This window comes from Rhodococcus sp. NPDC019647, from assembly GCF_044389235.1.
GTDB lineage: Bacteria > Actinomycetota > Actinomycetes > Mycobacteriales > Mycobacteriaceae > Rhodococcus_F > Rhodococcus_F oxybenzonivorans.
The window spans coordinates 20,495-32,048 of record NZ_JBIRXS010000050.1 but is presented as its reverse complement, the minus strand read 5'-3'; the positions used below and the strand labels follow the sequence as shown (position 1 = coordinate 32,048).

Here is an 11,554-nt window from a genome sequence, read left to right as displayed (position 1 = left end):
TCCGCCGAGTACGCCTTCATGACCATCAGTGAATCTCTTCCTCTGGACCTTCACGATCCAGTGTTCACGATGTCCTCACTCAGGGGGGAACGCCCGTGAACTGTGTCGTCAACCCCGGGCGCAGCCCGCCGGGCACGGTGAGCGCCACGGTGATCGGCTCATCTGGGGCGGCCGGTTCGGTCAGCTGTTCGACCGGTTGCCCGGCGGCCAGCGCCGTTCCCGGTGCCAGCGTGAGCGCATCCGGCGGTGCGAGGATGTTCACGGCGGCGGCCGGGGATTCGATGGACACCAGCCGGTCGGTGAGGCTGCGGCTGGTGTTGACGACGGTGAACGCCAGCCGGGCCCGGTCGGCGGGATCGCCCGGATCGTGGTCGAGGTAGATGTTGTGCACTTGGATGTGCCCGATCTCGAGGCTGCTGCCGTTCACCGCGGACACCTGATCGGAGGTTTGGGTGATCTGCCCGGCACCACAGCCGGCCGCGGTGAGACCGGCCACCGCGACCGCGAGTAGGCGCGCCCACCCGCCGCGGACGCGGCGGTGTGTTCGGGGTCGAGGATGCAACGCGTCCATGTCAGAGGGCTACCCCACTCCCCATCTGGTAAACGTGGAGTAAAGGAATCCGGCACGCACGTTTTTCATGCGTCCTCACGGCGGGCGAAACTTTCGGTGGCCAGCGAACCCGGCTGATGAGCATGTCGATATCCGCGCAGCCGTCGTCACCGAACAACACCACCGAGTCGGTGCGCGCCGGACAAGGCTGAGATTCTCCGAGCCGAGTTCGAGGCCCCTGAGCTGTCCCGCCATAACTACTGTGATGGGGACAGACCAGGAAGCGGTCGCGGTCACCGGTTCAGGAAGGGTTTGTGCGGGTGTTGGCACGATGTCCGCGTGTGAGCAGGATTCCGAGCATGACCATTCCGGCGCCGAGGGTGAAGTGGAGCCAGTCGTCGGCAGTGTTGAGCGGAATGAAGTTGGCGGATTCGTCGTCATCGAGTACCAACCCGAAAACCCACAGTCCCAGGTAGATGAAGCCACCGAGGAGCAAGTAGATTCCGGCGGCTGACGCCAGGCGGGCAGCGGTGATACCGGCAACACCGAAGACCACGTGGACGATGTTGTGGAGCACGGATACCTGGAACAGACCCACCAACATCGCGCCGGAGTCATGCCCAGCGCCCGCCAGCTGGTCGAGGTTGGAGGTGATTCCAGGAATGAAACCGAGGATGCCGACGAGTAAGAACACCACACCGAGAACCAGCGAGGCGGTCTGCACTGGGGTGGAGGTCAGAGTCGGACGAGATCGGCGAGTTGCCATCAGCGTCCCTTCGCACAGTCGGTGCAGGATATGTCCCTTCTCACGAGGTTCCCTCTGCGTGTCGTGGACAAACCGCCAGTGGGCCAAAGCCCATCGCCGAACGACTGCTCTGGTCGGGAGACGCAAATCGTCCGATTGCGTCCCGCCTCGATGGGAGCTGAGTCGATGGGTCACGATATCTACCGCCTCTTGCTGACAGCCGCGAGGTGTAGTGAAGTAGGCGAAGCACCGCCTCGGCCCTCGCCACCTTTTCGAGATCGGCAGACACAAGCAACAGCGCGACGTCCCGGGCAGCGCCATCCCGGCTGAGGAGTAATCCGGACGGATTCGGGTATCCGATTTGTGTGCTGCCGCGTTATCACGGACTGCAACCCGCGACAGCCACTCCCTCCGGCCGTCTAACCCCTTCGGCCGGAGGGCTCTTGCAACCTTGCACAGAGACACCGTCCAGGCCCGCTGTTCAGCGAAACAAGCGTTCGACGTTCGCAGTGGGCGGGAGGGCGGTGATCCAATACCGCGGAACGTTGCCCTGTGCCCACTCCCTTTTCCACACCAGTGGTGGGTAAGCAGATGTCGTACAGTGCTGCGGAGCGACGTCGGCACCGCCATGACAATAATGTATGAGAGCTTGAGACAGCTCGACGAGACTCCTGCCTCGGATCAGTCAGCGCTTCTCGAGCACCGACCGCCATCCTGGATAGCTTGGGCGTTACTCGGTGTTCGCGTGGTCGGCGAGCAGGGTGGTCAACTCCTCGGCGTAGGCGACCTGTTGGCGGAGTTTGCGGCAGCTCTCCTCCGCCCGCGTGTGGCAGTCGGTGACGAATGCCTGGGCGTCGGCGCGTTCGTCGGCTGCGCGGTCGGACGCCAGAATTTCGAGCGAGTCGAGTAGCTGCCGCATCTCGTCGAGGGTGAATCCGAGCGGCTTCATCCGCCGGATGACGAGCAGGCGTTGGACATCCGCTTCGGTGTAGAGGCGGAAGCCGCCCGTACTGCGTTCGGAAGGTCGTACCAGGCCGACCTCGTCGTAGTGGCGAATCGTCTTGATCGACAGTTCGGTGCGTTCGGCGACCTCACCGATCTGCATGTGCCGCACTGCTGCCGCACCCTCGAGGCGGTCCGTCATCTGCTCACCTTCTTCGAAATCTTCCGGGCACTGATGTCAGTGCTCGGCACCCATCTGCCCGCTGAGGCGCACGTGGCGTTCGGCGGAGGCGGCGTTGAGGCCGACGATCTCCACGTTCTTGCCCTTGGCAGCGTATTTCGTGGTGATCGCGTCGAGGGTCGCGACGGTCGAGGCGTCCCAGATGTGGGAGTCGGACAGGTCGATGACGACGTTCTCCGGATCGCCGACGTAGTCGAACTGGTAGATCAGGTCGTTGCTCGAGGCGAAGAACAGTTCGCCGCGCACCTTGTAGACGCGAGTGTTCCCGTCGGGGTGGGCGACGTCCACGACCTCGGTCAGATGCGCGACCCGGCGGGCGAAGAGCACCATCGCGGTGATCACACCGACGATCACCCCGTAGGCGAGGTTGTGGGTGGCAACGGTAACCGCGACGGTCGCAAGCATGACCACTGTTTCGCTGCGGGGCATGCGCCGCAACGTCTTCGGGGCGATGCTGTGCCAGTCCAGGGTGCCGACCGAGACCATGATCATCACCGCGACCAGGGCGGCCATCGGAATCAGGGCGACGACGTCGCCGAGGCCGACGACGAGGATCAGCAAGAACACCCCGGCCAGGAAGGTGGAGATCCGGGTGCGGGCTCCGGAGACCTTGACGTTGATCATGGTCTGGCCGATCATGGCGCAGCCGCCCATGCCGCCGAACAGGCCGGTGACCAGGTTCGCCACACCCTGCCCCCAGCCTTCGCGGGTCTTGTCCGAGTGGGAGTCGGTGATGTCGTCGACCAGCTTCGCCGTCATCAACGACTCGAGCAAGCCCACCAGGGCCATCGCCAACGCGTAGGGGGCGATGATCGACAGCGTGTCCATGGTGAACGGCACGTCCGGGATCACCCAGGACGGCAGCGAAGACGGTAGCTCGCCTTCGTCGCCGACGTTCGGGACGTTCAACGCGAAGATCACGGTGGCAGCGGTGAGCAGCACGATCGCCACCAACGGGGCGGGGATCGCGGTGGTGAGCTTGGGCAGGAACACCATGATCAGCAGTCCGGCCGCGACCATCGGATAGACCAGGGCGGGCACGTCGATCAGGTGCGGCAGTTGCGCGGTGAAGATCAAGATCGCGAGGGCGTTGACGAAACCGACCATCACACTGCGCGGAATGAATCGCATCAGTTTCGCGACCCCGAGCAGGCTCAGGACGATCTGCAGCACCCCGGCCAGCAGGACGGCGGCGATCAGGTAGTCCATGCCGTATTCACGCGAGAGCGGCGCGACGACGAGGGCGATCGCACCGGTCGCCGCCGAGATCATCGCGGGGCGGCCCCCGACGACGGCGATGGTCACCGCCATGGTGAAGGAGGCGAACAGACCCACGCGGGGGTCCACGCCAGCGATGATCGAGAACGAGATCGCTTCCGGAATCAGCGCCAGCGCAACCACCACACCAGCAAGAATCTCGGTCTTCAATCGGCGCGGGGACCGCAAAGCGGCCCGCACCGACCCTTCGTCACGAACATGGTCGTCCAGCTGTTGTGTTGCCACCAAGGCTCCGTTCGCATGGCGCGGTGACGCCGATGCCGTCGATGTTCAGTGCATCGCTGCACAACTCAAGGGGGCGACCTCGCCGGTCTGTTTGCGGCTTGTCGCCGCCCGCGCGTGTGGCGGGCTTCGTCGGCTCGGCCGACTCACGGCACTCTACCCTAACGGGAGGGTAGGGTTGCGGGGGGCCGGCGGAGTGGGTTCTTGCTCGGCCTGCGGCGGCCCCGACCGGGATAGTTCGTGTGGATGGCACCGGTTGGTGGCAAAGGTGCAGGAAGATCGCGCGGTGTCGCGATAGGGTGAAGTCGGTGCGCCGGGAAGTCTGGTCGGCAATTGTTTCGCGACATCCCGACCAGGACAGGACTGAGCATGCGTACCGAGTCATCCGTAGCGCCCTCCCGCCCAGCGAACTACATTTCGTCTGCTATCGGGCGGCGGACATGAAGCGCCTTCCTATCGCCACCCATGGGATCTACCGCGACGAGGAGGACTGTGTTCCGGTCCGCCGTGCATGCCGCGAGAGTCTCGAACGCTGGCACGTGCCGCACGCCCTTCTGCGACTCGAAACCTCTCTGGGGGCAACGACGGTCCTGACCGCCGGCACCAATACGGGCAGGCCGCCGGTCGTGCTGCTACCTGGTGCGGGCCTGAGTGCCGCGAGCGCCTTGGCGACTGTCTGCGCATTGCATGAGCACCACCGGGTCCTCGTTCCCGATCTGCCCGGGGAGCCCGGATTGAGTTCGTCGCGGCGTCCGCACCGGCACGCGTACGACGTGTACGGGCGTTGGCTCGACGAGCTGATCCCGCAGCTGCGCCCGGAGCCGGTGATCGTGGTCGGCCACGCACTCGGTGCCGCTATTGCACTTGCCGCCACTCCAAGTGACCGCGTCGCCGGACTGGTGTTGGTCAACCCCGCAGGCATCACCGCGATCAAACGCACCTGGCAGCTGACCCGGTTGCGCGCGAAGTGGATGCTGCACCCGACCCTCGACAACAGCGAACAACTCCTGAGGTACCTGAGTGGATCCCCGTTCACCCCGGACATGAGCCTGGTCTGTTGGTACAGCATGATCGCCGAGCACTGTTTCCCCGGCAGACTCCCGCGCCGACTGCCCGCACGGATGATCCGCCGCTGGGCCGGAGAAGTTCCGGTCATCGTCGTCGACGGTGACCACGACCCGCTGCTGGACCGGAACCGCCTGCGCCGACGGGCACGGTCCCTGCTCGGAGTCGAGGTTCAGCTCCTGCCCGGATGCGGGCATCTCGGTCTACGTGAGGCGCCCGCATCGGTGGCGAAACTGATCTCCGCACTTCCTCCTGCCCGTAGAGGAGCCGTGTGAACACTCGTCAACCAGCCCGGGCTCCACTGTTTCCGCGCGGATCGTGGGCGGAAACCTCCCGCATTGCGGAAATTCTCCGGAAGGAAACCGTCGGCGGTGCGCTGCTGCTGGCCGCGACCGTTATCGCGATGGTGTGGGCCAATTCCCCGTGGTCCGCCGGCTACGACGGGGTGCGTGACTACATGGTCGGGCCCGAGGCGCTGCACCTGCATTTGTCGATCGGCACCTGGGCTGCGGACGGGCTGCTCGCAATCTTCTTCTTCGTCGTCGGCCTCGAGCTCAAACGCGAGTTCGTGGCCGGGGACCTGCGTGACCCGCGGCGGGCCGTATTGCCGATCGCCGCGGCGGTCGGGGGAATGGTGCTGCCAGCAGTAATTTTCGTGGCCGTCAATCTCCGCACCGGCGGGAATGCCCTGCAGGGGTGGGCCATCCCCACGGCGACCGACATCGCCTTCGCCCTGGCGGTGCTGGCGGTGATCAGTACCCATCTGCCCGCGACCCTGCGTACGTTTCTGCTCACCTTGGCGGTGGTGGACGACCTGCTCGCCATCACCGTCATCGCGGTCTTCTACACCGACACGCTCTCTGTCTTCCCGCTGTTTGCGGCACTGGTCCCCTTGAGCGTGTTCACGTTTGCGGTGCAGCGCCGGATCCGGGCGTGGTGGGTGCTGATTCCGCTCGCCGCCCTCACGTGGGCGCTGGTGCACGCCTCCGGGGTGCATGCCACCGTCGCCGGCGTGCTGCTGGGCTTCGCGGTCCCGGTCGTGCGGAGCCGCGCCTCCGGTGGTCCGGATGCCGGGCCGGGGCTGGCCGAACATTTCGAGCACCGGATCCGTCCGATCTCGGCCGGGTTCGCGGTCCCGGTGTTCGCGTTCTTCGCCGCCGGCGTCACCGTCGGCGGTCTGACCGGGTTGTCGAAGGCCCTGTCGGATTCGATCGCCCTCGGGATCATCGCCGGGCTGGTCGTGGGCAAGGCTGTCGGCATCTTCGGCACCACCTATCTGCTGTCCCGGTTCACCCGGGCGACCCTCGACTCCGGGCTGCGCTGGATCGACGTGCTCGGGGTCGCGGTCCTCGCCGGGATCGGATTTACGGTGTCACTACTGATCGGTGAGCTCGCCTTCGGTGCGGCCAGTGCGGCGGACGATCACGTCAAGATCGGTGTGCTGTCCGGGTCTCTGCTCGCCGCGTTGGTCGCCTCCATCATCCTGCGAATCCGCAACCGCGCCTACCGCATCATCGCCGAGGAGGAAGCGCTCGATGCAGACGAGGACGGCATCCCCGACGTCTTCACCGACAACGGCCAGGGCAAGCGGCCGGGCGCGTCCCCTGCTTGACCTGACCGTGGGCGCCGCCGGCCACGAAGACCGTCCCCGGCCACCGGGCCTACGGCGAAGAATGCCGAAGCCCCTTCTCCGCGCATCAGTCGGACAACCGGCACGATTGAGAATGTTCGACAAGGTCTCCGTGTCACGAGTCCGTGTCGGCGTCTTTCGCGAGGAGCTGGTCGAGCGCCTGGGTCGCGGCGTCGGCGGCGAGGGAGAAGGGTTCGAGGATCACCTCGGTACCCGCGGCGAGCAGTTGTTCGGCGTCGTGGACGGTGTGGGCGGTCAGGGCGATGTGTCCGCGGTATTGGTGGTGATGCAGGGCGTGCAGGAGCGCCAGGTTGGTCTCGAGCAGCGGGATGGTGCTGATCACGAATCGGGCCTGATTCAAGGGCAGCGTTTCGAGGAAATGCACGTCCTCGGCGCTGCCGTAGACGGCGGTGACCCCGTCGCGGCTGTTGGCACCGACCCGGTGGGGGTCGAAATCGACCGCCAGCACCGAGTGCCCGGCACGGCTGAGGTGATCGGCGACGTGCCGGCCGAAGCGGCCCAGCCCATACAGAATGGCGTATACCTCGGCATCCTCGTCGGCGATGTCGACCTTCCGGGTTCTGTTGCGCTCGAACACCTTCAGCCACCGCTCGAGCCGGTGGTAGAGCTGATGGGAGTACAGGATCAGGTAGGTGGAACCGCCGATGGTGAGCAGCCCGACGACGGTGATGAGGCTGACGGTGGCGGTGCTGATGTGGCCCAGGCTCAACCCCAGCGCGGCGAGGATGAGGGAGAACTCGGAAATCTGGGCCACGGTCAACCCGGCGAGGAAACCGACCCGCACCGGGTAGCGCATCACGGCCATGATGAGCACGACGATCAGTGGGTTCCCGATGAGCACGAACAGTGAAAAGATCGCCGCCTCGGGGATCTGGTCGGCGGCGTGGGTGAATTCCAGCCGGGACCCCAAATCGAGGAAGAAGAACAGCAACAGAAAGTCACGCAGGCTGACCAGCCGTGCCCCGAGCGCATCCCGGTACGGGGTGCTCGCCAGGGATACCCCGGCCAGGAAGGCCCCGACCTCGGAGCTGAAACCGAGTGTGTCGCTCACCGCGGCGATCGAGACCGCGTAGGCCACTCCGAACAGCACCAGCAGTTCCTGGGACCGGGCGATGTGGTGTAGCAGCCAGGGCAGCACGTAGCGCATGAGCACGCCGATGGCGGCGAGCAGGCCGAGGCCCTTGACGACGACCAGGATGATATTCAGGGCCAGGCTGTCCCCGCTCTGCCGTCCGAAGACGTTGAGCGCGATCATCACCAGCACCACGACGATGTCCTGGACGATCAGGAAACCGACCGCGATCCGCCCGTGGAGCTGTTCGAGTTCCCGTTTGTCCGACAGCAGCTTCACGATGATGATCGTCGAGGAGAAGGTCAAGGCGACCGCGACATACAGTGCGGTCACCGAGTCCATCCCCAGGGCGATCGCGATCAGGTATCCGACCACGGAGGTGAACAGGACCTGCCCGAGACCGGTGGCCAGGGCGACCGGCCCGGTGCTACGGATCAGGTGCAGGTCGAGCTTCAGCCCGACCAGGAACAGCAAGATGGCGATGCCCAGGCGCGCCAGAAGCTCGATCGTGCTGTCCGCGACCACCCAGCCGGTTCCGGCCGGTCCGACCAGGATGCCGACTCCGATGAAGGCGACGATCATCGGCTGCCGCAGCCGGGTGGCCAGCAATCCGGCGCACGCGGCGATGGCCAGGATGACCGCGATCAGCGCGAAGTCGTGTACATCCGCCATGCTCGATCCCTTCCCACCCGCCGGGTCGACACGGGAAACTCGAGCGGCCGCGTCACTTCCCGGGAAAATCTCAATTCAGGCTTCCCCCGGCGGCGAGGTAGCCGTCGATGGCCCGTTGCAGCCGGTCGAGGGCGGTGCCGTAGGCGGTGAAGTCCCCGGTGTGCTGGGCTTCGCGCAGGCTGGCCAGGGCGTCGTTGAGTTCAAGGACCGCGGCGGTCAAGTCCGCCGGCCCGGCCGGCGGCGCGGGAATCGGCGCGACCCCTTCTGCCGGTGACGGCGCGGGAATGGCCTGCGGATCCGATGGTGGTGCGGTGGCCGCGTCACCGCCCGGTGCGGTCGCTGCGCGTCCGGTTCCAGCGCCGAATACCTGGTCGAGGGCTTCGGCGAGAGTGGGTGCGTACCCGACCCGCACTCCCCCGGTGCCCGGTTCCCGGTAGCTGACCAGGACGCGGGACAGTTGAGGGAAGGTGGAGCCGTCGACGTTGGTGGACAGCCGTTCGGTGAACAGTGGTTCGACGTAGAGGAAGCCGCCGTCGGCGATCGGCAAGGTGAGCAGGTTGCCGTAGTGGATACGGTTCGACCGCTCGAGCAGAGTGCGTTCCGATGCGACGCGGGTATCGGAGATCATCGAGTTCTGGGTTTGCTGCGGTCCCTGGGTTTGGGTGTCCGTCGGCAATTGCAGTATGCGCATTTTCCCGTACCCCTGCGGGTCCGAGCGGACGGAGAGGTAGGCGGAGAGGAACTCGCGGTTGAATCCGACCATGGCACTGGTGAGGCGGAAGGAGGGTTCGGCGGTGTCCTGATCGCCGAGGAGAACGTAGTACGGCGGTTGCTGTCCGCTGGTGTCGGAGGTGGGGTCGCTGGGAACCGACCAGAATGCGTTGTTGGTGAAGAACTCGCGCGGATCGTTGACGTGATACTTCGCCAGCAGTTCCCGCTGCACCCGGAACAGGTCCTCGGGATAACGGAAATGGGCGCGCAGATCGGGCGAGATCGTGTCCTCGGGCTGTACGGTGCCGGGAAATACGTTCATCCACGCTTGCAGGACAGGGTCGTCTCGGTCGACTTGATACAGGGTGACGGTGCCGTCGTAGGCGTCGACGGTGGCCTTGACCGAGTTCCGGATGTACGAGACCTGCTCACGTGCGAGTGCCATTCCCGTCTCGGTGGTGACGGGTTCACTGAGGAATCCCGCCTGTGCGTAGGGGTAGTGCTCGAGGGTGGTGTACGCGTCGACGATCCAGGTGATGCGTCCGTCGACGACGGCGGGGTAGGGGTTGGCGTCGGTGGTCAGCCAGGGTGCGACGTGCTCGACGCGGGTCTTCGGATCCCGGTTGAAGATGATCTTCGAGTCGGCCCCGATCGCACCAGAGAACAGGATATTGCGTTCACCGTATTTGGCGGCGAAGGCCAGCCGGTTGATCCAGTTCCCGACCGGCACCCCACCGGCACCGGTGTAGGTGTACGCCGAGGTGTCCGTGTCGTATTCGCGAGGCTCGGCCCCCGGCTGGGCGCCGACGATGGCGTAGTCCGGGCTCGCCTGCGCGATGAGTTCACCGAAGTAGATGCGGGGTTGCTGCACCGGGATGAGTTGCTGGCCGGCGGCCTGGGAGGCGATGTCGCTCACGGTGTAGATCGGGTAGCCGCTGTCGCTGCTGGCGCTCTGGCCGGCGGCGTCTCGCACCGCGGCATTGACCCGGTTGGCCGGGGCGGCGACGAATCCATTGCCGTGGGTGTAGACGGTGTGCCGGTTGATCCACTGCGTCTGGTTTCCGCTGAGGCTGTTCGGGGACAGTTCCCGGGCGGCGACGATGTAATCGCTGAGCTCCCCGTCGATCGTGTAACGGTCGATGTCCAAGGTCGGGGTGAAGCCGTAGAAGTTCTTCAGCTGTTGCTGCTGCGTGAAGGTGCGGGAGAGCACGTTCGGGTCGAGGAGGCGGGCGTTGGCGATGGTGGTGACGTCGGCCGGCAGATCCCGTGGTGGCCGGGTGCCCACACCGGGGTAATCCTCGTACTCGACCCTCTCCGAGCCGATCCCGTAGGCCTGCCGGGTCGCGTCGATGTTGCGTTCGATGTACGGGCTCTCCCGGTCGGCGGCGTTCGGGCGCACCGAGAACTGCTCCATCAGCGCCGGAAACAGCCCACCCACGAGGATCGAGGACAGCAACAACAGTGCCGCGGCCATCGCGGGGATCCGGAGATCGCGCACCACGATTGCCGCGAAAAACGCTGCCGCGCAGATGATCGCGATCGAGAACAGAATCAGCCGCGCCGGGAGCACGGCGTGGATATCGGTGAACCCGGCACCGGTGAAGGTGGGTTCCTTGCGGCTGCTCCATAACAGCGAGTAGCGGTCGAACCAGTACGCCACCGCCTTGAGCACGATGAAGCTTCCCGCCAGCACTGCGAGCTGGATCAGCGCCGACCGCGTCAACGCGGACGTGGCGGCGCCCGGGTCGGTCTTCTCCTTGAACGAGAGCCGTATCCCGCCGAACAGGTAGTGAGCTCCCACGCTGACGATGAAGGCCAGGAACACCGCCACCAGCAACCACGTCAATACCAACCGGTAGAACGGTAAGTCGAAGACGTAGAAGCTGATGTCGTGCCCGAACTCCGCATCCTCGATCCCGAAGCTGCCGCCGTGCAGGAACAGCTGCACCCGTTCCCAGTTCGCCTGGGCGTTGAGGCCGAACGGCAGAGCCAGCAGCAGCGGGATGCCGATTGCAAACACCCGTGGCCGGCTCATCACCACGGTCCGGTACTGCTCGATGGGATCCTTCCCCGCGGCAGCCGCGGCGTCGGCGAACAGTGGTCGTGACCGGTACGCCCAGAACACCGCCGCGAAGATCACGGCACCCACGACGACGGTGACCAGTGTGAACAGGATCAGTCGGGTGACGAGGACGGTGCCCCACACACTTCGGTAGCCGACTTCCCTGAACCACAACCAGTCCGTGTAGACGGCCACCAGGCGGGGCCCGATCAGCAGCAGTACAGCGCATCCGAGGGCTCCGGCGATGCCGAAGACGACACGCCGAGATAGCGGTGGCACCCGTTCGGACGGTTGCATTGCCCACCTCCCGCGGCGGCACTTGATCTGGGCGGCTGAGACGACG

8 protein-coding genes are annotated in these 11,554 nt (G+C 65.6%); 2 read left to right on the top strand and 6 right to left on the bottom strand.

Annotation, left to right across the window (positions count from 1 at the left end; all coding sequences use genetic code 11):
• Positions 1-79: 79 nt before the first annotated feature.
• The 4 genes from ACH49N_RS37665 to ACH49N_RS37650 all read right to left on the bottom strand — a co-directional run bounded on the left by ACH49N_RS37665 (position 80) and on the right by ACH49N_RS37650 (position 3,981).
• Complete coding sequence (locus tag ACH49N_RS37665) at positions 80-571, bottom strand: hypothetical protein (RefSeq protein WP_358278263.1); 492 nt, start codon at positions 569-571, stop codon at positions 80-82.
• A gap of 280 nt (positions 572-851) precedes the next feature.
• Positions 852-1,316, bottom strand: a complete 465-nt coding sequence (locus ACH49N_RS37660; RefSeq protein WP_358278265.1) for a DUF4383 domain-containing protein — start codon at positions 1,314-1,316, stop codon at positions 852-854.
• Positions 1,317-2,025: 709 nt separating this feature from the next.
• Entirely contained in the window at positions 2,026-2,439 is a 414-nt protein-coding gene (locus tag ACH49N_RS37655; RefSeq protein ID WP_358278267.1) for a MerR family transcriptional regulator, read from the bottom strand.
• 36 nt (positions 2,440-2,475) lie between these two features.
• The gene (locus tag ACH49N_RS37650; RefSeq protein ID WP_397505181.1) at positions 2,476-3,981 is read right to left on the bottom strand and encodes a SulP family inorganic anion transporter; all 1,506 of its coding nucleotides are present in this window, start codon (positions 3,979-3,981) and stop codon (positions 2,476-2,478) included.
• A 437-nt stretch (positions 3,982-4,418) separates the two neighbouring features.
• Here ACH49N_RS37650 and ACH49N_RS37645 point away from each other — a divergent pair, with 437 nt between their 5' ends.
• Together ACH49N_RS37645 and nhaA are read left to right on the top strand one after the other, a co-directional pair.
• On the top strand, positions 4,419-5,318 hold the full coding sequence (locus ACH49N_RS37645; RefSeq protein ID WP_358278269.1) for an alpha/beta hydrolase: 900 nt from the start codon (positions 4,419-4,421) through the stop codon (positions 5,316-5,318).
• Positions 5,315-6,655, top strand: a complete 1,341-nt coding sequence (gene nhaA, locus ACH49N_RS37640; RefSeq protein ID WP_358278271.1) for a Na+/H+ antiporter NhaA — start codon at positions 5,315-5,317, stop codon at positions 6,653-6,655. Before ACH49N_RS37645 ends, nhaA begins: the two co-directional genes overlap by 4 nt.
• A 133-nt stretch (positions 6,656-6,788) precedes the next feature.
• Here the strand turns inward: nhaA and ACH49N_RS37635 are convergent, their stop codons facing one another.
• Together ACH49N_RS37635 and ACH49N_RS37630 are read right to left on the bottom strand one after the other, a co-directional pair.
• Positions 6,789-8,438 carry a cation:proton antiporter gene (locus tag ACH49N_RS37635; RefSeq protein ID WP_358278273.1) on the bottom strand — a complete coding sequence of 550 codons (1,650 nt, stop codon included), beginning with the start codon at positions 8,436-8,438 and terminating at the stop codon, positions 6,789-6,791.
• Positions 8,439-8,508: 70 nt separating this feature from the next.
• Complete coding sequence (locus ACH49N_RS37630; protein WP_358278275.1) at positions 8,509-11,508, bottom strand: UPF0182 family protein; 3,000 nt, start codon at positions 11,506-11,508, stop codon at positions 8,509-8,511.
• Positions 11,509-11,554 lie beyond the last annotated feature (46 nt).

Bases quoted from the DNA above. Each gene is read 5' to 3' on its own strand.
- ACH49N_RS37645 (WP_358278269.1), top strand. From the start codon at position 4,419: ATGAAGCGCCTTCCTATCGCCACCCATGGGATCTACCGCGACGAGGAG.
- ACH49N_RS37630 (WP_358278275.1), bottom strand. From the start codon at position 11,508: ATGCAACCGTCCGAACGGGTGCCACCGCTATCTCGGCGTGTCGTCTTC.
- ACH49N_RS37665 (WP_358278263.1), bottom strand. From the start codon at position 571: ATGGACGCGTTGCATCCTCGACCCCGAACACACCGCCGCGTCCGCGGC.
- ACH49N_RS37655 (WP_358278267.1), bottom strand. From the start codon at position 2,439: ATGACGGACCGCCTCGAGGGTGCGGCAGCAGTGCGGCACATGCAGATC.
- ACH49N_RS37660 (WP_358278265.1), bottom strand. From the start codon at position 1,316: ATGGCAACTCGCCGATCTCGTCCGACTCTGACCTCCACCCCAGTGCAG.
- ACH49N_RS37635 (WP_358278273.1), bottom strand. From the start codon at position 8,438: ATGGCGGATGTACACGACTTCGCGCTGATCGCGGTCATCCTGGCCATC.